The 20,731-nt window shown below is 54.5% G+C and carries 21 protein-coding genes and 1 pseudogene; 13 read left to right on the top strand and 9 right to left on the bottom strand.

The annotated features are described in order from the left end of the window. The first annotated feature begins 161 nt into the window (after positions 1–161). The 12 genes from DSM110093_RS17530 (at position 162) to DSM110093_RS17475 (ending at position 13,307) form a co-directional block, all read left to right on the top strand. Positions 162–1,967, top strand: a complete 1,806-nt coding sequence (locus tag DSM110093_RS17530) for a DUF4214 domain-containing protein (RefSeq protein WP_243267991.1) — start codon at positions 162–164, stop codon at positions 1,965–1,967. A 540-nt stretch (positions 1,968–2,507) separates the two neighbouring features. Next, the gene (locus tag DSM110093_RS17525) at positions 2,508–2,684 is read left to right on the top strand and encodes a Flp family type IVb pilin (RefSeq protein ID WP_243267990.1); all 177 of its coding nucleotides are present in this window, start codon (positions 2,508–2,510) and stop codon (positions 2,682–2,684) included. A gap of 31 nt (positions 2,685–2,715) precedes the next feature. Further along, positions 2,716–3,645 (top strand): Flp pilus assembly protein CpaB, encoded by a 930-nt coding sequence (gene cpaB / locus DSM110093_RS17520; protein ID WP_243267989.1) that lies wholly within the window; start codon positions 2,716–2,718, stop codon positions 3,643–3,645. Between the two features lie 24 nt (positions 3,646–3,669). Continuing rightward, positions 3,670–5,007: a type II and III secretion system protein family protein gene (locus tag DSM110093_RS17515; RefSeq protein ID WP_243267988.1), complete on the top strand. Its 1,338-nt coding sequence runs from the start codon at positions 3,670–3,672 to the stop codon at positions 5,005–5,007. A gap of 20 nt (positions 5,008–5,027) precedes the next feature. Then, entirely contained in the window at positions 5,028–5,540 is a 513-nt protein-coding gene (locus tag DSM110093_RS17510; protein WP_243267987.1) for a hypothetical protein, read from the top strand. 24 nt (positions 5,541–5,564) lie between these two features. After that, positions 5,565–6,800, top strand: coding sequence for a hypothetical protein (locus DSM110093_RS17505; RefSeq protein ID WP_243267986.1), 1,236 nt, complete (start codon positions 5,565–5,567; stop codon positions 6,798–6,800). 317 nt (positions 6,801–7,117) lie between these two features. Further along, positions 7,118–8,347 carry a CpaF family protein gene (locus DSM110093_RS17500; RefSeq protein ID WP_243267985.1) on the top strand — a complete coding sequence of 410 codons (1,230 nt, stop codon included), beginning with the start codon at positions 7,118–7,120 and terminating at the stop codon, positions 8,345–8,347. Further along, positions 8,250–9,311, top strand: coding sequence for a type II secretion system F family protein (locus DSM110093_RS17495; protein ID WP_243267984.1), 1,062 nt, complete (start codon positions 8,250–8,252; stop codon positions 9,309–9,311). The genes DSM110093_RS17500 and DSM110093_RS17495 overlap by 98 nt, the downstream gene beginning before the upstream one ends. A gap of 94 nt (positions 9,312–9,405) precedes the next feature. Beyond that, positions 9,406–10,263: a type II secretion system F family protein gene (locus tag DSM110093_RS17490; RefSeq protein WP_243267982.1), complete on the top strand. Its 858-nt coding sequence runs from the start codon at positions 9,406–9,408 to the stop codon at positions 10,261–10,263. A 47-nt stretch (positions 10,264–10,310) separates the two neighbouring features. Further along, positions 10,311–10,679: a TadE/TadG family type IV pilus assembly protein gene (locus DSM110093_RS17485; RefSeq protein WP_243267981.1), complete on the top strand. Its 369-nt coding sequence runs from the start codon at positions 10,311–10,313 to the stop codon at positions 10,677–10,679. Then, on the top strand, positions 10,669–12,459 hold the full coding sequence (locus DSM110093_RS17480; RefSeq protein ID WP_243267980.1) for a pilus assembly protein TadG-related protein: 1,791 nt from the start codon (positions 10,669–10,671) through the stop codon (positions 12,457–12,459). The genes DSM110093_RS17485 and DSM110093_RS17480 overlap by 11 nt, the downstream gene beginning before the upstream one ends. After that, complete coding sequence (locus DSM110093_RS17475; RefSeq protein WP_347568652.1) at positions 12,456–13,307, top strand: tetratricopeptide repeat protein; 852 nt, start codon at positions 12,456–12,458, stop codon at positions 13,305–13,307. Before DSM110093_RS17480 ends, DSM110093_RS17475 begins: the two co-directional genes overlap by 4 nt. 434 nt (positions 13,308–13,741) lie before the next feature. On the opposite strand, the gene DSM110093_RS17470 is transcribed toward DSM110093_RS17475, so the two are convergent. The 3 genes from DSM110093_RS17470 to DSM110093_RS17460 all read right to left on the bottom strand — a co-directional run bounded on the left by DSM110093_RS17470 (position 13,742) and on the right by DSM110093_RS17460 (position 15,552). Further along, positions 13,742–14,116, bottom strand: a complete 375-nt coding sequence (locus DSM110093_RS17470) for a response regulator (RefSeq protein ID WP_347568651.1) — start codon at positions 14,114–14,116, stop codon at positions 13,742–13,744. A 103-nt stretch (positions 14,117–14,219) separates the two neighbouring features. Continuing rightward, positions 14,220–14,786 carry a transposase gene (locus DSM110093_RS17465; RefSeq protein WP_347568650.1) on the bottom strand — a complete coding sequence of 189 codons (567 nt, stop codon included), beginning with the start codon at positions 14,784–14,786 and terminating at the stop codon, positions 14,220–14,222. A 352-nt stretch (positions 14,787–15,138) separates the two neighbouring features. Next, positions 15,139–15,552 (bottom strand): DUF1801 domain-containing protein, encoded by a 414-nt coding sequence (locus DSM110093_RS17460; protein WP_243263286.1) that lies wholly within the window; start codon positions 15,550–15,552, stop codon positions 15,139–15,141. 318 nt (positions 15,553–15,870) lie between these two features. On the opposite strand from DSM110093_RS17460, the gene DSM110093_RS17455 reads away from it, so the two are divergent. Beyond that, positions 15,871–16,158, top strand: coding sequence for an HU family DNA-binding protein (locus tag DSM110093_RS17455; protein ID WP_243263288.1), 288 nt, complete (start codon positions 15,871–15,873; stop codon positions 16,156–16,158). 101 nt (positions 16,159–16,259) lie between these two features. On the opposite strand, the gene DSM110093_RS17450 is transcribed toward DSM110093_RS17455, so the two are convergent. The 6 genes and pseudogenes from DSM110093_RS17450 to DSM110093_RS17430 form a co-directional block, all read right to left on the bottom strand. Next, positions 16,260–16,718, bottom strand: coding sequence for a pyridoxamine 5'-phosphate oxidase family protein (locus DSM110093_RS17450; protein WP_243267978.1), 459 nt, complete (start codon positions 16,716–16,718; stop codon positions 16,260–16,262). 304 nt (positions 16,719–17,022) lie between these two features. After that, positions 17,023–17,817 (bottom strand): SDR family oxidoreductase, encoded by a 795-nt coding sequence (locus DSM110093_RS17445; RefSeq protein ID WP_243267977.1) that lies wholly within the window; start codon positions 17,815–17,817, stop codon positions 17,023–17,025. A gap of 240 nt (positions 17,818–18,057) precedes the next feature. Further along, positions 18,058–18,277 (bottom strand): annotated as a pseudogene (locus DSM110093_RS20930) (hypothetical protein); the annotation flags it as partial. A 96-nt stretch (positions 18,278–18,373) separates the two neighbouring features. Beyond that, on the bottom strand, positions 18,374–18,904 hold the full coding sequence (locus tag DSM110093_RS17440; protein WP_243267976.1) for a type II toxin-antitoxin system MqsA family antitoxin: 531 nt from the start codon (positions 18,902–18,904) through the stop codon (positions 18,374–18,376). Positions 18,905–19,413: 509 nt separating this feature from the next. Then, positions 19,414–20,070 carry a 5-formyltetrahydrofolate cyclo-ligase gene (locus tag DSM110093_RS17435; RefSeq protein WP_243267975.1) on the bottom strand — a complete coding sequence of 219 codons (657 nt, stop codon included), beginning with the start codon at positions 20,068–20,070 and terminating at the stop codon, positions 19,414–19,416. Between the two features lie 144 nt (positions 20,071–20,214). Beyond that, a complete protein-coding gene (locus tag DSM110093_RS17430) occupies positions 20,215–20,730 on the bottom strand; it encodes a hypothetical protein (protein WP_243267974.1) in 516 nt (171 codons plus the stop codon). Between the last annotated feature and the right edge of the window lies 1 nt (position 20,731).

Raw genomic sequence — 20,731 nt, 5'->3', positions numbered from 1 at the left:
TCACGTGCGACAAGACTCTCTTAAGACCAAGCGCTCATAAAGCCACACTTATGCCGCGAGCCATCTCTAGGAGAGGCTTTCTAGTTCGCGGGCCCTGCGGGATCTGACAAAATGCCTGCACACACCCGCCCCCTCTTTCTCGCCCATTTTTTGGAAGCAAAATGACGTCATATTTTCAGCTGTCTGACACGGAGAAATCCATCTTTCTCAACGAGAACTGGTCCGCTCTGGACAGTGGCTACAGGTATCACGAAACGACCGTCACCTACAGCTTCCTCACACATGCAGATGGCCGTCAATCAGAGAGCTACCTTGAGGACGCGCCTTTTGTCTTTGAGACGTTCTCACCAGCTGAGCAACAGGCTGTCAGGTTCTACTTGGGCTACATCGAAAGCTTCACGAACCTGACGTTTGAAGAAGTGGGGAGCAATGATGGACAGATGGGCTTTGGCTTTCACAACATGGAGATGGGAGGCTATGCGAGCTATCCCTTCCGCGGAGACCAAGGCGTATTCCTCAATGTCGACGCGCGCCTTCAAGCAGAGCCCGAGAACTTTCATTACATTCTCGCCCATGAGATCGGCCATGCGGTTGGCCTGAGCCACACCTGGGAAGGCCAGATGCCCGCCTTTTCCGAAAGCATGCACGACATGCGGCTCATGACCGCCCTGTCCTATAACAGCGTCCTGTTCGACAGCGGCTCCACACAAAGAGGTTTTGTGACAGGGCTCCAAGCGCTCGATATTGCCGCCCTGCAAAACATCTACGGCACGCGGATAACGTCCGCCGACAATGTCTTCGCTGTCAATGAGCATGGAGGCATGAGCAAGGAGGGCACACACTGGAACATGTCGATCCTTACGCCCACCACCTTGGTCGATACCGGCGGCACGGATACCGTTGACGCAAGCGGCTTGAACCAAACCGGTCCGGCGATATTCGATTTCCGCAAAGGTCTATTTCTCGACACCGAACAAGCAATCGAAATCTATGATTGGAACCAACAGACCTGGTCAGACCCCATCACCCCCGTCTCACCCCTGCCCCGCCTGCAAATCCAGCCCGGGACCGTGATTGAACACTACATCGGCACAAGCGGCGTTGACCTGGTCATCGCAGGTTACGGAAACCAGATCGTAAATGGCGGCGGTGGCATTGATACGGTCAGCTACTCTGGCCACCAAAACAGCTACACGCTGACGCTCAGCGCGCAGCGCACCACCCTCACCGATCGACGCCCCGACCAGAATGGCACAGACACATTGGCCGACATTGAGTTTCTGAGCTTCGATACCGGCATTAAAGGCGATGAGTTTGACTTGTCACTCTTCGGAGGCGCGGCGGGGCTCGCTGAGGCAGACATGCTGAATGTGGTGGAACTCTACATCGCCTACTTCAACCGCGCCCCTGACGCGATGGGCTTGAACTATTGGGGCACCGAGTTCTCCAAAGGCTACACCCTGCCCGAAATGGCAGAAAGCTTCTTCGTGCAATCTGAGACACGTAGCACATATGAGACGGCCTTAGACGCGGATGGCACCCTGACAGATGTACCTGCCTTTGTTGCCGCCGTTTACACCAATGTACTGGGGCGCGCAGCAGATCAAAGCGGGTTCGACTACTGGGTGAATGAGCTGCAGGACAACCCTGACATTACGGCGGGCATCTTCATTCTCGCGATCCTGAATGGCGCCAAGCACCCAAGCAACCCCAGCCCCCAATCTGCACTCGACCAACAATACCTCGAGACAAAGACAGACGTGGGCGCGTATTTTGCTGTTATCAAAGGTATGTCAGACGTCGACAATGCGATCGACGTCATGAGCCGCTATAACGGGTCGCAAGCAGGAGTAGATGCGGCCATCAACGCTGCAGACAGTTTCTATGCAAGCGCCCTCGATGCCACCAACGGCGACTTCTTAATGCCCCTGGTCGGCGTTCTGGATGATCCTTTTGCCATAGCTTGACGGCTGCCCAGAACGCGCGAAACGTCTAATCGAGAAGCCACCCTGTCCGTGACGTCACTTCTCGTAAGCCGCCCCGAGAAAGGGGTGGCAGCGCTCAATGCAACAGGCGATCGCCTGTATGGTCGCCCCTAAGCGCCAAACCCCGCATATAACCGGGCTGATCCCTTGTGGCACTGCCATTTTATTGCTCATCTTGCGGCCCCTGCCCCGGTGCTTGACCTGTGCCGACGCAAAAGGACCTACTCACAGCAAGGCGGTTAATTCCACATGGGCAAATGAATGTAATTCTAACTCAAAACAAAACCAATTATCTTTAGTATACATACCATTCTTAAGTATATAGTATCAGACTATTAAGTATATTTCTGCGTCTTATTATTGCCCCATACAGTAAAAAACCATACTTTATTACCCCTTTAGGCTTATCCCTTATTGCGCTACCTCATAAGTTGTGCCTTGAGTTAATCAAGCGGCCTGCCGCTCATCGGCAGCGCGAAAAGCGCTGTGTATTGAGGCTGAACAACGAGGTTATTGCTCTCCATGATTATCAAATTCATCAAAACTTTCGCACGCGACGAAGACGGCGCCACGGCAATTGAATACGGTCTATTTGCGGCTCTTATCGCGGCAGGTATCGTTACGGTGGTAGGGCTACTGGGTGATGAACTCGTCGCTACTTTCGAAGTTATTAAGACTGCCGTCACCATTCCTGAATGACCAGATCCTTGACATTTCAGGAATTTAAAAATTGAGTATTTTCAATGATATGCCGAAGCGCGTATTGCTTGTCCTATCGACGTCTGCGGTCCTTGCCGTAGCCGTCACTTGGATCAGCATTCGCCCTGAGAGCCAGCCGGCCTCCCCCTCCCCGGGGGAGGTTGCCGTTGTAAATGAGATGCCCAGCATTGCTGTTCTGGGGGCTTCTGAACTCATATTGAAAGACACTGATTTATCGATCGGTTTTATTGAAGTGATCAATATACCTGCCAATTTGATTACTCCGGATTTTATTCTCGATTCTGAAATCAATCGAAAACGTCTATCAGGTCTTCGGGCAGAAAAGGAAATTCAAGTGGGATCGCCAATCATGGCGAGCGATCTTATTATTCCCGAGCCGCCCGAAAAACCGGTAGCGCAGCCAGAAAAGATCAGCAGGTTCACCGGGGATCTGGGAGCCGGCATGCGGGCGATCTCAGTGCCACTCAGCCGGCAAACCTCAATTGGCGGCCTAATAGAGCCAAATGACCGGATCGACGTGATGGTGTCCTACAACTCCCAGGGGGATGTGCGCGCTGTGCGAAGCATCCTTGAGAATGTACGGGTGCTGGCGCTCAATGAGATGGGCAATCGAAGCAATGACGGGCGCATGATGACGCTGGAGTTGCACCCTGAAGGTACGAAGGTACTGGCGCTCGCAGAGCAAACAGGAGAGCTGATATTTGTGCTGTCTTCCGCAGGTGATGGCGGCCAGCCAATCATCGTGCGCGATGACCCCATGCTCTCAACACGGATTTCGGGGGAAACCGTGGATAGCTACACGCCGCCGCCCAAAAAACGCATCACAGTATTCCGGGGACAGGGCGGTCAAAAACAGACCGCTTTTGCTGCGGAGGATCAGGCGCAATCGCCACTTAAACAAGAAGCTCAAACGGGAAATGATCTGCCCATCTCCCGCTAGATTTAGACCTCAGGATTTTCATCCATGCTGCCAAATATTACCAGGGCCATCGCATTAATCGCGGCTGGCTCCGTCATGCTCATCCCTGACATAAGCCCTGCACAAACCGTGATTGAAGCCACCGGGAAACCGGTTAGTCTTTTCCCCGGCGAGGGGAAGTTGATCCGTCTCGACCAGCCTTCCGAAACTGTCTTTTTGGCAAATCCGGAAATTGCAGATATCGAGGTCAAATCTGCAAACCTTGTTTATATCTACGGAAAAAGCCCTGGAAACACGACGCTCTTTGCGCTCGATGAGCTTGATAACGTCACCCTTTCGAGCGTCGTGAAGGTTGCTTTGAATGTTGGGGCGTTAAATTCGGCCGCACATTCCGCCGTATCCGCTGGCAATTACCAGGTGCGGGAAACCGAAGGTGCCGTGGTTTTGACCGGGCGTGTACCTTCCCTTGGAGATGCCACGCAGATTGAGACTGTCGTCCGGGCCCTTTCTGGTCAGGAGGTACCCATTATCAACAGCCTGACGCTCGATAATCCCGCACAGGTGAACTTGCAGGTGAAGATTGCCGAGGTTTCAAGAACGGTCACCGAGGATCTTGGGACAAGCTGGACTGCCCTGGGGAATGGATTGAATGGCGGGGTCGGTGCGCCCGGTGGCTTTGCCCTAAACACCGACTTCACTGTCGGTTCCCAATTGCAGGGCGTCAGCCTCGAAGCGCTCCAACAAGAGGGTTTGGTGACCATCCTATCAGAGCCAAATCTTACGGCGCGATCAGGCGATAGGGCCAAGTTCCTGGCCGGGGGCCGCTTCCCCTATCAAACCGCGGCTTCGGATGACCGAGTAGAGGTCGTTTTTGAACCCTATGGCGTGGAGTTGGAATTCCAGCCCGAGGTACTTCAATCGAACAAGATTAAGCTTGAGGTCGACACCACGGTCCGTGAATTGGATTTCTCAAATGGCAGCACCTCCAATACCCAAGGGCTCCCCCTGATCCTGGAGCGCAGCGCAGCGACGACAATCGAGGTTGGCAGCGGCCAAAGCTTTGCAATTGCTGGTCTGTTCAAAGCCACATCGCAGCAGTCCATTGATGAGGTCCCCGGCCTCGGTCAGGTTCCCCTTCTGGGCGCCCTATTCCGTTCTACTAGCTATCAGAGCGGCGAGAGTGAGCTGGTGATCATTGTGACCCCCTATCTGGTCGAACCAGGCGACCCAAAGAAGTTCAAGACACCCGTCGATGGGTTTAGACCGGCCGGCACATTGCAGCGCGCTCTGACAGGAGAGCTTTCGGTGGGCGTGCCTGTGGAAGACGGCAATGCAATTTCCATCAAGAGCATCAACGGTAAAGCGGGGCTACTTCTGCAATGAGTATCTCCAGAATATCTTTGATGGCTGCCCTGGCTTCCCTATCCCTTGCAGCAGCCTGTTCGGCGCCTGAGCCCAGTGTCTCGGTTCTCGACCGTCTAAACGCCCCCTATGTCGAGGCGCAGCATCAATTCCATTTCGGTCATGGTGCAGCCAATCTGACAAGTCATGAGCGCGGCAAGCTCAACAGCTTCCTGCAGGCAAGAGCGCTGCGCAGTGAGGATGTGTTGATCATCACAATCCCGACCAGTGGCGATAACAATACCGACGCTGCCCGTGTCCAGAATGTAACCGCGGCCCTGTCTCTGGTTCCGTCACGCATTAAGCTCTCAATGCAGGAAAGCTTTGCCAAGCGCCCATTGGAAAGACATCAAATAGGGCTGATCAGGGTCGCACGCGCCGAGGGGATCAGGGTCACATGTCAGCCGGGCGTTGAAGACCTAGGATGCGCCAATGCCATCAATCTCGCGCATATGATCCACCGCCCTGCGGACATCTTATCACCAGCACCTACAGCACGCACGGCAGCGCGTTGACCGTTTTGTTTTGAGGGGATTGACGTGTTTCAGGGCAAAGTAAAACTTAACGCACGGTTTAAGCGAACCCAGATCGAAGCCTTCGTTGAATCCGAAGATGCGCGAGACGCAGCCGAGAAGCTTGTGGCCCAGATTGGCGAAACCGCAAGTCTTACGATCCACCCGGGCACCGCGGCCACGGCCGCCCGCCTCATTGGCACAGCCCCTCTCGGCGATATCCTTATCGTCGAGTTGGGGGCTGCGCTCGGGCCAGCTATGGACCGGATCAAGGAACTGAAGGAGGCCGGATCACGGGTGATCGCCGTCGGTCACGTGAATGATATTCCGACATATCAGGATGTTCTTGATGCCGGGGCTCAGGAATACCTTCCGCTTCCACTGGGTGATCGTCAGCTGCAGATATCGAAGCTGCTGGGCTCGGTCGCACCAGACACACGCACCAAGGCACAGTCTCGCTGTATTGCTGTCTGCGGGGTCTCCGGGGGCTTGGGCGCCAGCGCCATCGCCGAGAACCTCGCTGTGGCATACCTTGATGCAGCGGGGAGCACAAAAGCCAAAGGTGATCTGCAAAACCGCGTTGCTCTGCTTGATGCAGACCTCGAATTCGGCTCGATTGCAGCTGACCTCGATACTGATCTGACAATGGGGCTTTTAGACGCCCTGTTGGTGCCAGAGCGGGTTGATGACACCTTTCTTACCTCGACAATGGCAACGCCCTTGGACGGGCTCTATCTTTACTCCGCCAGCGTAAATGATCCCTCCAGCACCTCCGAGATGGAGGCAAATCTACCATCCCTTCTACGTCGTTGCCGCCAGAGCTTCCCTTTAACAGTTGTAGACTTGCCGCGAAGCCTATTGGCGGCACAGCCAGAGCTGGCAGAGGAGTTGGATGATATCATCTTCATTTTCGGACCAGGTTTCTCCTCAGTCCGAAACTGCAGCCGCCTGGTTGAAAGGGTCAGTAAAAGCTCGAACCCACCGCGCTTTTCTTACCTGATGTCCAAGCGACGCCGAGGTGCAGGGCTCACGCCAGCAGAGGTCAAACAGGCGCTGAACATCAGTGACCTGCATGAGCTGCCTGAAAGCGCATCCGACTTGGCCCGCGCCTCGCTGAAAGGTCAGCCCGTGAGGAGGATCTCAAAAAAAGGGCCCTATAGCCGGGCCATCACGCGCCTGATGAACGATCTCGAAGAGCCTGTAAATCTGGGCTCACAGTCAAAACGGAAGGGCCTCTTTGGGGGGAAGAGGCATAACAAATGACGCTAACGGAAAGCTTCCCTGATCAAAAGACCCCCTCAATACCGGCAGAGTTGCTTCAGAAAATCAATGCGCTCATTTCAAGTGGCGCGGAGCCTGGGCCTCACGTCGTAAGCCGGGCCATAGATTGGTATGAGGCGCAGACGGGCCAGGAAATACCTATTGATGAGCAACGCGAGCTGGTTCGATCTCTTAGTGAGAAGGCCAGCGCTCTGTCTGAACCAGAACCAGGGGCCCTGCCGGACACGTCAGCACACCCTGCCCGGAGCGCCTCTCTTGCCGGGTTTGATCGCCACCTCAACAGCCTCAGTCAGCGCGTCATGCCGGAAATTATGGCGCTTCTCGACCTTACCGAGCTCGCCTCAGGACCGGATGATCTGCAGCGCGAGACCATCGCCCGGGCTGTTCGCAGCGTCAGCAGAAAACAGAAATTAGAACTTAACGGGGCCGAAAGCACTCAGCTGGTTGAGTATGTCCTCGACGATATGATGGGCTTTGGCCCCCTCGAGCGGCTGCTGGCTGACGACACAATATCCGACATCATGGTGAATGGGTCCAAGCAAGTCTACATTGAGCGGAACGGGCAGCTAGAACTTACAGGCGTCACCTTCCGGGACAATCAACATGTCCTCAATATTGCAACACGGATCGTATCGCTGGCTGGCCGTCGTGTTGATGAAACCACCCCCCTGGTTGATGCCCGCCTGCCAGATGGTAGCCGTATCAATGTGACGATCCCTCCGCTTGCTCTGAAGGGACCGACGCTAACAATCCGGAAGTTCCCCAAGGGCGAGCTGCAGCTGGCAGATCTTGTGGCGCGCGACAGCCTATCCTCACCCATGGCAGAGTTTTTGCGTCTTGCGGCAAAGATGCGATTGAACATCCTTATTTCGGGAGGAACAGGGTCCGGTAAAACCACCCTGCTGAATGCGATATCAGGCGAGATTTCAGAGGCCGAGCGCATTGTGACAATCGAAGATGCTGCAGAGCTGCGGCTTCAACAGCCGCATGTCGTATCTCTGGAAACGCGGCCACCCTCGATTGAGGGACTTGGCGAGATCACCATGCGTCATCTGTTCCGCAATACGCTTCGGATGCGCCCCGACAGGATCATCATCGGCGAAGTGCGCAGCGAGGAGGCGCTGGACCTCTTGCAGGCAATGAACACCGGCCACGACGGCTCGATGAGCACCCTTCATGCCAATTCCCCCCGCGAGGCGCTGACACGCCTAGAAAGCATGATCGCCATGTCAGGGACCGCCCTTCCAAGTGAATTCGTTCGCCAGCAGATAAGCTCCGCGATTGACCTGGTGGTTCAAATATCGCGCATGCGAGATGGGGTACGTAGGATCACCTCAATCTGCGAAATCGTGGGCGCTGAGGGCAACACGCTCAGCATGCAGGAACTGTTTTGCTTCACCCCCGATCTGACCCGCACGGGCGAGACCATCATTGGAGAGTTCCAAGCAACAGGCAGCACCCCCTATTTCACGACGCGGGCGGCAGAAATGGGTCTGGAAAGCACATTGCGCCGTACATTGGAGATTTAGGATGCTGCAGATATTTGCTTTCTTCCTCCTCATATTCGGTGTCTTTGCGACCACCGGATTGGTCTTCGCCATTACACTCGACCGTGCGCGTCAGACACGCCTTCAAAGGTTGGTCAAGTTTACCAAGAACCATCCACTTCAATTCTCTGATCGGGCGACACGGCGCCTTGAAATTGAGGATGAAGGCGAGACTGGCAAGGTCGACAACAGCCGCTTCGCGCGCCTGCTTGATACCCGTCTGCGAGAGGCCGGGTTGGAGATGAAACCCAGAAGCGCCATAGCGGTGATGGTGATTATGGCCATCGTGATGGTCGCGGCATTCCAGATTCTTAAACTGGCGCCCCTGCCCTTGGCTCTGCTCATTTCCGGGCTGTCCAGCTACCTGTCTTTCACTGTCTGGCTCGGTCATCTGCGCTCACGCAGGATTAAAGCGTTTAACGAAGCATTGCCTGATTGCCTTGATGTGTTTGCCCGCGGGCTTCGGTCCGGGCAGCCGGCACCGGTTGCCCTGCGGGTGGTGGCCAATCATGCCAAGGGCATTGCCGAGGAAGAGTTTAGCTTTTGCTGTGAAGAAATGCGTCTGGGAATAGGATTGAACGAGGCGCTTGGCGGTATTGCTGATCGCATCGGCTCCCAGGAAGCAAGGTTCATTGTTATTGCTGTTGGGCTTCAGGTCGAAACCGGTGGCAATCTGGTCGAGACACTGGAAAACCTTGCCAATATGTTGCGAGAGCGCCGTAAGCTGCGCAAGAAGGCTGCTGCTTTATCAGCAGAAGTCAGGGTCAGTGCCGCAGTCCTATCCTCCCTTCCCTTCGCTATTGGCCTCATCATCTGGATGGTGAACGGCGAATACCTTCAGCCACTTTTCATAGATGCGCGCGGACGTATCCTTGCGCTGGTCGGCGTTGCCTTCCTCGGCATGGGTATTTTCAGCATGTATAGATTGTCGCGTCTCGATGTTTAGTGAAATTCCCCCCCTTGTTCTGATACTCATCGCAGCACCAATCCTCTATTTTGCACAGACAGCGGTGTTGAACGCTCTCGACGGACGCGAGCGCATGGCGCGACTGAACCGCACCATGAACCTGAAACGCAATGATCGGACCATGCCGAGACGATCAAGCTCTGGCTTCCTGCTGGGAATGGCAAAGCGCGTTGCCATAAACACCTCCGAGCGGTTCTCCATCGTCAATGGGGGCGAGGCGGAAGCCTCTGCCAAGTTGCTCCGCACCGCAGGGTTCCGCGGGCGAGACGCTCTGCTGATCTACTCCTTCTTGAAGTTGTTGCTGCCGATCGGAGGTATAGGTTTTACCTGGCTTTGGTTCTCACTTGATGCGTCCAGCGAGATGGGGGTGTTCATGAAAATCATGATTGCCCTCGCCGCTGCACTTCTGCTCTCCAAGCTCCCAGATGCGGTCCTCAAATTTCGTCAAAAGCAAAGGTATACCGAGGTCCAAAAAGCTTTCCCGGACATGTTGGAGCTGCTGGTCATCGCGACTGAGGCGGGGTTGAGCTTCGGGCCTGCTCTCAACCGAGTGGCGCGCGAGTCACATGCTGTAGCTCCAACACTCTCATTCGAAATCAGACAGTTATATGTCGAGCTTAATGTCATGCCAGACCGTGACGGGGCTTGGGTCAGGCTCTCGGAGCGTTTACCCCTCTCGGAAATATCAATCTTTGCCAATGCGATGATGCAGGCCGAACGCTATGGCACCCCGATCTCGCAAGCCCTGCGTACCCTAATGCGCGACCAACGCGCGCTTCGCTTGTTGCGGATCGAAGAACAAGCGGGGCGTATCCCGGCCTTGATGACGATCCCCTTGATCCTTTTCATCATGCCCGCGCTCTTCGTGGTGTTGATCGGTCCGGCCGCCCTCAACATTCTCGACAATATCATGGGAGGGGCTTTGAACTGATGCCTCATAGATGCAGTTTTTGGAGGAATGAGGACGGCGCTGTCGCCGTGGAATTTGCACTGATCTTACCGCTCTTGCTGGCGATCCTTTTGGGGATTGCCTGCTTTGGGCAATACTTCTCGATTGCGCATAGCTTGCAACAGCTTGCCGCTGAAACCGCACGATACTCTGTCCGAGGGCTAGGAAGAGAAGAACGCGAGGACAAGGCCTACGTTTTTATCGAAGAAGCCAAAACACGTTTCCCAATCCTACAGGGTGACAATGTCACCGAGTTAATTTCGATGGATGTGACGCCTGGGCCAGGCATCAAAGTGACCCTCACTTATGATCTGACTGGTTCTGTAATCGACCTAGTGGATGGCTTCCTTGGCCTTAAAATCACCAAGGTCTCGAGGAGTAGCCATCTTGTATATTAAAGGCTTCCTGAAGCGCTTTGGCAAAGACGAAAGCGGTGTCGTGATCATCATCGCGGCCCTCATGCTGACCGTCCTCATGGGATTCATGGCGCTCGCCATTGATGTTGGTCTCCTTTATTTCCAACAGAAAAAACTGCAAACAGAGGCTGATCTGACGGCCGTGAGCGCTGCCTCGAACTTGTGGTCGGATCCGGACGAACATGCTCTCGAAACAGTGAAGTGGAATGGCCTTGAGCCGGATGCTCTCACGGATATCAAATATGGTCGCTTCATCCGCACTGAAGATGCGAAACTCGAACCGGGGAGGTCATGGGTTGAGCCAGGCGATAACGCTGCGCAGGTCACCCTGAACAAAGAGGTGCCCCTATATTTTGCACAGATCTTTCTGGATCAAGATACGACGCGCATCCAAGCGGAGGCGACAGCTGCACGCTATGATAGCGCTTCTTTCAGTCTGGGCTCGAGATTGCTCAGGATTGATGAGGGAATTCTAAACGCGGTTCTGTCTGCGGCTCTGGGCACAACGGTGGGCCTCGATGTCCTTGATTATGAGGCCTTGGCAGATGCCGATATCGACCTGCTGTCTTTTTCGGACGCATTAGCGTCACGACTTGATGTTACGGCGGGAAATTATGAGGTTCTACTCACGAAAGAGGCTGATCTTACAAATATCGCCGGAGCTCTTCTCGACACAGGTCTTGGAGAGGAAGTTACAACCGCCTTAACCACCATCATCAACAGTGGAGCTTCAGAACTTCTAAACGTCTCCGATCTCATTTTGATCGAAGGAGAAGATGTGAAGGCCCTCGCTCCTGACCTCCTGCCCAAGATCACCGTCAAAGCGCTCGATCTACTGAAGGCATCGGTGGATATCATTAATGCAGAAAGACATATCGAGTCAGACCTCGATGTCGGCATCGACGGTTTGGTCTCCGTAGATTTCGACCTGGTGGTGGGCGAGAAGAAAGCAAAATCAGGATGGATTACCATCGGAGAGCGCGGTACGACCCTCCATACGGCACAGACACGTCTTAAGCTGGACCTGAAACTAGAGCCCTCGATCTTCGCTCCTCTGGGCCTTGACATCTTATCTGTTAATTTACTGCCGCTCTATATCGAGGTTGCCGGTGCCACCGCCTCACTGACAGATATCGACTGCAGCGTCTCAGAACCCGATGATGTCATAGCCCGTTTTGATACCGGCACAGACCCTCTGAACGGCGTAACAGGGACACATGTGGCTGAGGTATTCCTGGGGCAGTTCGATCCGCCAGACTTCAATGATAACACGACCCCATTGAACAAAGACAAACTTCATCCCGCAGATTTACTCAAGATTGAGGTAGATTTGTTTCTGGCTAAAGTGGAAATAGCTGTGCTGTTGGAAGCGGCAATACCCCTAGGTATTTCCGAACAAGCACAGACAGAATTTATCCTTTCCGAAGTTTCTAACTACGATCCTCCGCCATTCAAGGAAATTGGTTCTGGTGACCTTTTGACCGGAGTCCTTTCGGCGGTCATGAAAGAAGTTGATGTTTCATGGGACTTTGACCTCGAACTCTTGGAGATCAACTTTGGTTTTCTCACCGCTATAGTTGAAGCGACTTTAGAAGGTACTCTGAATACCCTTCAAAGCGGCATTCCCCCTATCTTGAGTGGTCTAACCTTAGCTCTGGACGATGCGATCGACGAACTAATGGAGACACTCGGCCTTGGCATTGGAGAGGCTGATCTGGCTTTGCATGGTCTCGCTTGCGACAAACTTCTACTTGTCCGATGAACATGCCACCTTTCAAATATGATTTTTCCCAATTGGAGATAAAGTTGCCCCTCCCTAAATCACTTCTCCGCCCCCTCGGCGCTCTACTCCTGGCTGTCTCTGTTTCGGCCTGCACCGTACCCACAGAGCAAAGCCGGCCGACCTCTGACGCAGGACCTGCCTCATCAAGTCTGAGGCTTGCGCAGGCTACGGCCAAGTCCGGAGACCACCAGACCGCCGCGCGCTTGTTTGAAAACATCGTAGAAGAGGAGCCGGAGTCTGTGTCCGCTCTACTGGGATTGGGCGACAGCTACTCACGCCTTGGACAGCAAAACCGTGCTGCAGCGGTCCTCAACCGTGCCCATGAGCTCGATAATCGCAACGTCGAGGTCCTATCGGTCCTAGGCCGCGTCCATCTCTCCCAACATCAAGCAGAAACCGCACTGGCCAATTACAACAAGGCCCTGAAAATTGACCGAAGCAATATCTCAGCCATCACGGGCAAGGGCGTGGCCCTCGATACGCTATCGCGCCATGCGGAGGCTCAGGAGGCCTATCAAAGCGGGCTCTCACAATATCCGGCCAACTATGTGCTGCGCAACAACTACGCCCTTTCGCTGGCGCTGAGTGGCCAACAGACGAAGAGTATTGCAATCCTGCAGGAGTTGGTGCGCGATCCGGTCGTGGCGCCACATGTCCGAGACAACCTGGCCATGGTCTATGGGCTTGCCGGGCGGGAAAACGACGCAAGAGCAACGCTTGCTTTGGATCTTGAAGCCAGTCAGATCGAAGAGAATATGGGGATCTACCGCGCCCTGAGACGGATGCTTGGCGAGGGCAAGAAAATCGGCGCACTGGTCTACGCATAGTATCCTGTGTGCAGATTTTCGTACGGAAGTGAGCCCCATTTAGAATGGACCCAACTGGCTGGACCAGAAAGCCCTCAGCATCTGATGCTTTAGACGTGCTTTGCTTTCGGTGCCGTTTAAGAGGAAACTGGTCGTGATAGCTGAGCCCCCCTGTCTATCAGGAGGTGGCCGAAATTCGTGAAGGATACCGAAAACGCGTTTGCGGCGTGCAATTGATCGGTAATCCCCCCATTTCTAATGGGGTCCAGCCGTAGAATTCACGCGGCTGTTTTCAGTTTCATTGCGGGTGTCATGCCGCCGATGCCCATGTTGGGTCGCTCGTTGTTGTAAGATGGGGTGGTTGCCGCCCTCCCCAAACGGCATCGCAATGTGCCAGGATGTGGTCCTGAAAGAGCCCCAAGCTGGTAACACCTAAATGAGTGTATAGGGTGAAATCATCGCGCTATTGCGGCTCTGATCCGAGCACCAAGTTCTCTGGGTTTGAATGGCTTAGTGATAACTTCTATCGCACCAAGTGCCAGCATTTCGGATTCGGCACTTTCACCAACCCGAGCGGTCAAAAAGATAGCTGGAACATCTGCAAGGCCTGGAAGTTGCCGTAACTTTTCGAGTGTTTGAGGGCCTGACATATCTGGCATCATGTAATCGAGTAAAAGAACCTCTGGATTGAATTCAGACGCTCTAAGGAGAGCGGCTTCGCCAGAGTCACATTCGGCCACCTCGAAACTATCATACAGCTCAAGGGAAAGCTTGATGATCTCAAGAATGTCAGGTTGATCTTCAACGATTAGTATTTTGATAATATTCATTATTAAATCTGGCTTAAATCGGCAACTTCGTTCCGATCCAGTACTTATCGAGTTCAGTAATTGAAGTCACTCAAACTTTAAAATTGTTAGCCAAATTATAACTTTAAGGCGAGATATGGGCGCACACAGCATCGGCTTTTATGATGAGTTTTGCGCCCGCAACATTACTAGGCAAGCGCCGGGACCTGTAAATCATTAGGTTTAAGCCGCGATCAAGATAGGCTGGCGCTGCCCCGCGACAATCATGTCGATCCTCGCAAGGCGCGCGCCACCGCGGCTGCTCGCTCCGCCGGAACATCGCCCGGCATCCGCAACACCAGATCGTTTCCAAGCTCAATCGTGATGATGCCGGCGGCCCGGCGGGCAGCCGCTGGCGGACCAGCGTCCTCAGGCCCCCCGTAACCGGCACAAAGGCTGGCAGAGCAGCAGGCGCTACCCCGGCCATGGCGTCCGCCGGCAAGTCCAACTCCCCCTGGCGTGCCCGCCGCCGCCACTCGGAGAGTTGATGCGCGGCCAAGTCGTGCTGTCGCGCGACATCCACCACCCGCACACCGGGCTGAAAGCTCTCGGCTACAATCCGGGCCTTCACATCATCTGGCCAGCGTCGATATCCCCGCGTTCGCTGCAAAACCTCAATGCAGCCATCAAACCCATTCCCGCCATCTGCCATCGCCGTCTCCTTCTGAATGCACAGAGAGAAACTCTCCGCTCCATCAGCGTAACGGAACCGTGGAAATCAATGCGACGGGGACGGCGCTTACGCTTCAAACGTGGACCATGAGATTCCTAAATGGGCCCAATTTAAAAAGGGTTTGAACGGGTGTGCTCCCGCTATAGGACGTTTCTAAGCAACCGTCGTCTGGATCGCGGCGTGATTTATACCGGAACAAAATGTAAGCCTTGGGAGGGGGCTGGCTTCTTGCCACTACTTTACTTGCCCCGGGATTCTCGCTCGCAATAGCTGTCGTCATTGCACAACATCGCTTTTTCTATGAGAGCGCAATCACAGGGCAGAACCCGCTTTAGAGCTTGTGACCGGGCAGCTTTAAAGCCTGCTGAATCCAACTTACCAGTTGATCTTCATCGAGCCCCTCATCCTCATGAATATCCAAGTAGCGGGTTCCTTCGACTTTGGAGGCCTTCGGCGGCACTGGATCAAGTGAAGAGCCCGTCATGAACGTGATCTGCACATAGCTCTTGTAGCAGTACATGGCGAGAAACCAGCCGTCCTCCTTGCCATAAAACGGGGTATTCCACCGAACCTGTTTTCGAACCTCGGGAAAAGCTTTTACAATCAAGGTGTCGATCTGTCTTCCAAGCTCATACTTCCAGCCCGGCATTGCAGAGATGTACGCCTGCACAGATGGATCGCCATCCCCTTTGGGGATATAAGGGTTGGTGCTCGATGAATGCGTTGGCTTGTTGGTATCGGTCATAATCCGAGTTTAACACGAAAATTACAAAGTGCCGAGCTCCGCCATCCGGCAGCATCTTTGTAGCTTCGGGCTCTCATCCGGCTTTCGCCGCACTGTTTGCACGCCAATTCACAGCTTTAGGATCACTGGCGGGGGGTCACGACGCCACACCCCCCTGTTGGGAAACTGCGGCCGTTTCTGGCACTTATGTTGGGCGATAAGTTTCTTGCATTTGTAGGGTGTCTCGCCGATCGTCGCCATACTGCTACCCATGATTGCCAGCTTTAACAAAACCGCCTCCACACACCCAAAGGCAAAAGCATTAAAAAAAGGAATACCATGACCAAACCTTTGAATAAATCCGAGCTCGTCGCAGAGATTGCCGCACATGGAGAAATGACGAAAGCAGAAGCAGTAGCCGCACTTGATACCGTTGTGGCCGTCATTACAGCACAGATGGTCGCAGGAAAAACTGTCATCCTGCCAGGCCTTGCCAAGTTTGAGACACGCGACCGCCCTGCCCGTCAGGTTCGCAATGTCTCCACAGGTGCGATGATAGACAAAGCCGCTGACCGCGCCGTTAAGATATCGGCTATGACTGGAATTAAAGCTGCCGTTAACGCTTGACGCGTTTTCAGCTGTTTAACAAGCGGGTGGACTGCCAGAGATGAACAGGTTGGCGGTCGCCTCAGCGGATGGAGCGGCTCTCGGAAATCTGGATCATAATTCTACTGGGTAGCGAGGCTTGGGCCTGTTCGAAATAGGCTTACATCGTTGGTGAATACCGTATCAGGCTCGAGGCGGATCAGACGCCCGGACGGATCATCGACGCGGGCGATCTCGGAGACAAACCAAAAGTTCCAATCCCTCTCTGGGCCGAGGTAGCGGGTAAGCAGGCGCTTGAACAAGTCGGGTTTCATTGGATGTATTGCGGCCCGACCGCGCATGCCAAGATGCCGCAAAATGCCTCCCGCATTGTCGTATTGCACAATTTCGACAGCCACACGCGGGTCATGCGCAATCCGTTCGATTGAAGCACTGCTTTTTGAGCCCAGCATCCAGAGCGAGCCTTCTTCCCACTGGAACCAGACCGGCGCATTTCGCGGGGCGCCGTCCTCTGCGACCGTGGCAAGGTTGGCCATGAGAGGAAGATGTATGATCTGCTCGAACTCAAATGCGGTCTTCATTTGCTCACACTGCGACGAACAAACTGCATTAGCAACTTTCGGCCTGACAACGCTAAAGGTTGTTGGCAGGTTGAGCGATAATCAGGCCTCTACAAACTAGGGCTGAACCTGATGTTTGGGCGGTTTTGCGACGTATCCGATTGATTTGTTGTTGCGAGACAGCAAGGCTACCGAAGGAGATACACTTTTGGGTGTGCAGGTTTTGGTAGTGGGTCTCTGTCCAGCTGCTGTTCACTGCATCGAACCGAATGACCGCTATGTATGAAATAGGAGCGGGTAGAAGCACACCCACTCCTATTAATAATCACCCGCCGGGCGTTGCTGCTGACCCCGCGAGAATTCCACCATCAATCGTCAGTTCAGTGCCCGTCATGTAGGCGGCTTCGTCTGAGGCGAGCATGACGGCAAGAGCTGCGACCTCTTTCGCCTCGCCAAAACGCTGCATGGGTGTGTCGGCCACCATTAACGCCTCCCGGTCCGCCCTATCAGGACCGTCGCCAAGCATCTGTTCCCACATCGGCGTCATGATCGCTGCCGGATGGACTGAGTTACAGCGGATGGCGAGGCCTTGACCGGCACAATAAAGCGCTACCGATTTTGTGTGGTTGCGGATTGCAGCTTTCGAGGCGGCATAAGCAGCGGCCATTGGAATGCCAACCAGGCCAGAGCGGGACGAGATATTAATAATGCTTCCCACACCTTTTTTCCGCATGGCACGGATGGCATAGCGGCAACCGAGGAAGGTGCCGTCGCTATTCACGGCATGAACGGCCCTCCAGTCAGCCAAGGAAGCGTTTTCAGGATCGTGAGCCGGCGGTAAGCTATCAAACGGCCCTTCAAGACCGGTGATGCCAGCGTTGTTGACCAGCACGTCGAGGTCGGGAAAGCGCTCTGCTACGACATTCCAATCAGCCTCGGATGCCACGTCAAGGCGGGCAAAGGTTGCGCCGATCTTGTCGGCCATGGATTGCCCGGTCTTGGCGTCAACGTCTGTCAGTATGACGTTAGCCCCTTCATCGCAAAATGCGATTGCAATGGCGGCACCAATACCTCGGGCGCCCCCTGTTACGAGGGCGGTTTTGTTCTGTAGTCTGAGCATAAAATCTCCGTGAGATTCGTGTTCGCTGGATCCCAAGCGTCGATCGCTCAGAGCGCATTGCCGCCCTGTAGGCGGATTACCGGAGGCGTTTATCCATTGTCGTTCACTCCTCTACGAATGGTAACAAAATAGAAAACGATATTATGACGGTCAAGCGCACATAAGCCGCCATTCGCGGACCGTGCGGCATCTGACAAATGGGCACCTTGCAGTCATTCGCCCCGCTATCTTCGGCGCGCAGGCCGCGGCAATCACATCAAATGCAAAATGAATGCGGTCATAGGGGAACTCGCCCCCCTCGTTGGTCCAGTCGAGACACCAGCGTTGATGAACGTTCTCACGTCTCGATGCACGGCCTGTTCGCCACGATCAACACGCCGAGAAACCTCCCGGATCGACAAGGCCCCCTCTCCGGCCAACGCCTTCACGATGGCCAGGGAGGGGCCAAAACCCGGTGCATGTCGTCTTAAGTTGCGAAATTCAGCGTGGGCGTGGCGTCGGCGGCCGCGCTCAAGCGAACGGTTAGAGTGTTCATTTCAGCATCCATTCGTGTGAATTACCCTTCGATGCGCATGCGCATCATCTTCTCAGGGTTTGCCTCGATCGTCTGCAGATACGCTTGAACAGCGGCCGCAGGCACACTGTCACCCTGCTCGTATTTTTGAAGGGTTTTCAAATCCACGCCAAACATGACGGAAAATTGCTTCTGGGTCAGGCCCACTGATGTTCGGACTTTTTTGACCCATTCTTTGGAGGCGTTCTTAGACTTCAGCTTGGGAGACCTTCGGATAAATTCAGGGTGCACCCCGACCGCCGCAAGTTCATTTGCCAGACGCTCCCGCGAAGCCACCTGTGGCAGAACCAACAGTGCTTCACCCTCATCAATCACGCTTTCCACTGCCCGCTTGGCAAGCAGAAGCTTCAGGCCGCATTGTGCGAGAGCTTGCGTTGCCGCAATCGCATTGATTTCAGCAGAGTCACCCTTAGGACGAAGAACGACGCTTTCTTTTGAACCGGACTGGTTGCGGTCGACGACCTGGACTGGCCCCAGTCGTCCGAACACCTCCTTCAATTCTGCATTCTTCATAATCTAACTCCTCAAGTACTGAAGCAGCAATCTGACGAAGCCTACTGGCTCCCAGGCCGTTTGGATCAAAGCCTTCGCCGTGCAGGTGAAGCCCTTTTGCCAGAATATGCCGGCGCTCTTGGTCGACCTCGACTTCAGCCATAACCTTCAAGAGCCCTTCGGCTATCTCGATGGATATGATTACAACCGGGTCATCAGAGTCGTCGATCAGGATCACTGCTTTCTCCATATAACATATACCCTGATAGGGTAGTAAATCAAATACATCTCGCGAAGCCTTGTCGTAGCGCAGAACGCAAAAACCGTTCACCACGAGGGCAAATTGGAGCGCGACGCAGCATCGGTTAGTTGGGCGCGCAGCATCGTTCTCGCCGAAACCAGCACGAGCGCCCAGCTCCAGACGCTGCCGTTCGACAAGCTGGCGCTGAATTCACCAGGCTCAAACAAAGCGGTCGCTTGCATCACTCGCGAGAAGGTCGGTTTTTGGGAAGTCACTATTGCTGGGTGGGTTAGAACCTATCACAAACCGATCCATCAGAAAGGACGACGCTGTCCATCGGAATATCCCATGGCATAGGAAAAATTGTCGGAATGCGGCAATGGGAAAATCCGACGCCAATAACCTTTGGCAAAGGATCGAGCTGCGCCAAGGTCTTGTCGTAATATCCGCCCCCATTGCCGAGCCGAAAACAGGCTTCGTCCACGCCCAACAATGGCGAGATCACGACATCCGGCACCGCTTCTGCGCCGCGCGTGGGTACCGGAATGTTCCAGATACCGCGTTCCATTGCACAACCTGGCTGCCAGGCGCGGAAACTCAACGGCGCGTTTTTTTCCGCGACAACCGGGAGAAGAACAACAGCACCAGCGGCATGCGCCTTGGCCATCCAATCGCGCAGGTCCGGCTCCCCGCGAATTGGCCAATAAACAGCGATCTTCATGCCCTGCTGCGGGACGACGCGTGTCTCGAGTTTTGTGATAAGATTTGCGGTCATCGCGGCACGCTGCTGAACGGACAATTGCCGCCGCGCCTCCATCAAACGGGCACGCTCTGCCGTTCGAAACCGGGCCACATCTCGCATCCTTATTGGATCGACTGGGTTCCCATCGATCAAAAGATGGGCCATGCACGGGTCCGAGCCGCCTGTGACGTCATCCTCCATCATCAGTCCCTCTCTGACCTCACATTATTGATGTCCGATAGAAGTTCTGTTGTCAGACTGCGCCGCGCAAGGGTTCCGATCAAGTCAGACCGCGTGACAATACCAACGATACTGCCGTTGGCCAGAACCCGCACGGCATCAAAGGCGTCATCCGCGCCACCGCTGGCAATAGCCACCAACAATCAATATTTCCCCAATGTCACGTCCGTCAGGTAAGCTACAAACTCCTACTTCGCGATCATAGCTGCGCCGTCCTTCCAAGGTGCAGCGAAGCTGAACACCTTTAACTATCCCAGTGATTTGCCGCGTAGCGCGATCGCCAGATTTACTGCCGCGTTCAGCACAGTCGAGATTAGCAATCCGGATCGGGATAAGGCCAACAACAATAGTATCGCCATCCCGGATGCGGGTAACGGTGTCAACAAGCTGCGCGCCGGGCGATGCAGTCGAAGTTTCCTGTGTTCGACGAACACTCTTCCGTGCGCTACCGTCTGTCCATGCGCCTCCCCCTCTTATTATGCGCGGTTTGCTGGCATCTTGCTGAACGGCAGTCTGATTTTCAGGTCGCAGCACTATCGCCGACAGCAAGACTGCGCAGCCAATCACCGGCAGAAAAGATGATAAACCGTTTTTGCGGCGGCGGAACTTCGTGACTTTTGACATT

The organism is Sulfitobacter sp. DSM 110093, from assembly GCF_022788715.1.
In the GTDB taxonomy this organism is placed as follows: Bacteria; Pseudomonadota; Alphaproteobacteria; order Rhodobacterales; family Rhodobacteraceae; genus Sulfitobacter.
This window is presented reverse-complemented; position numbering and strand designations above follow the sequence as displayed.

What these genes read in the sequence shown, in the direction of transcription:
- DSM110093_RS17470 (WP_347568651.1), bottom strand. Translation starts at nt 14,116, where the DNA reads ATGAATATTATCAAAATACTAATCGTTGAAGATCAACCTGACATTCTT.
- DSM110093_RS17445 (WP_243267977.1), bottom strand. Translation starts at nt 17,817, where the DNA reads ATGCTCAGACTACAGAACAAAACCGCCCTCGTAACAGGGGGCGCCCGA.
- DSM110093_RS17465 (WP_347568650.1), bottom strand. Translation starts at nt 14,786, where the DNA reads ATGGCAGATGGCGGGAATGGGTTTGATGGCTGCATTGAGGTTTTGCAG.
- DSM110093_RS17475 (WP_347568652.1), top strand. Translation starts at nt 12,456, where the DNA reads ATGAACATGCCACCTTTCAAATATGATTTTTCCCAATTGGAGATAAAG.
- DSM110093_RS17430 (WP_243267974.1), bottom strand. Translation starts at nt 20,730, where the DNA reads ATGTCAAAAGTCACGAAGTTCCGCCGCCGCAAAAACGGTTTATCATCT.
- DSM110093_RS17500 (WP_243267985.1), top strand. Translation starts at nt 7,118, where the DNA reads ATGCCGGAAATTATGGCGCTTCTCGACCTTACCGAGCTCGCCTCAGGA.
- DSM110093_RS17510 (WP_243267987.1), top strand. Translation starts at nt 5,028, where the DNA reads ATGGCTGCCCTGGCTTCCCTATCCCTTGCAGCAGCCTGTTCGGCGCCT.
- DSM110093_RS17450 (WP_243267978.1), bottom strand. Translation starts at nt 16,718, where the DNA reads ATGAAGACCGCATTTGAGTTCGAGCAGATCATACATCTTCCTCTCATG.
- DSM110093_RS17490 (WP_243267982.1), top strand. Translation starts at nt 9,406, where the DNA reads ATGGCGCGACTGAACCGCACCATGAACCTGAAACGCAATGATCGGACC.
- DSM110093_RS17515 (WP_243267988.1), top strand. Translation starts at nt 3,670, where the DNA reads ATGCTGCCAAATATTACCAGGGCCATCGCATTAATCGCGGCTGGCTCC.
- DSM110093_RS17525 (WP_243267990.1), top strand. Translation starts at nt 2,508, where the DNA reads ATGATTATCAAATTCATCAAAACTTTCGCACGCGACGAAGACGGCGCC.
- DSM110093_RS17460 (WP_243263286.1), bottom strand. Translation starts at nt 15,552, where the DNA reads ATGACCGATACCAACAAGCCAACGCATTCATCGAGCACCAACCCTTAT.
- DSM110093_RS17455 (WP_243263288.1), top strand. Translation starts at nt 15,871, where the DNA reads ATGACCAAACCTTTGAATAAATCCGAGCTCGTCGCAGAGATTGCCGCA.
- DSM110093_RS17530 (WP_243267991.1), top strand. Translation starts at nt 162, where the DNA reads ATGACGTCATATTTTCAGCTGTCTGACACGGAGAAATCCATCTTTCTC.
- DSM110093_RS17435 (WP_243267975.1), bottom strand. Translation starts at nt 20,070, where the DNA reads ATGATGGAGGATGACGTCACAGGCGGCTCGGACCCGTGCATGGCCCAT.
- DSM110093_RS17440 (WP_243267976.1), bottom strand. Translation starts at nt 18,904, where the DNA reads ATGAAGAATGCAGAATTGAAGGAGGTGTTCGGACGACTGGGGCCAGTC.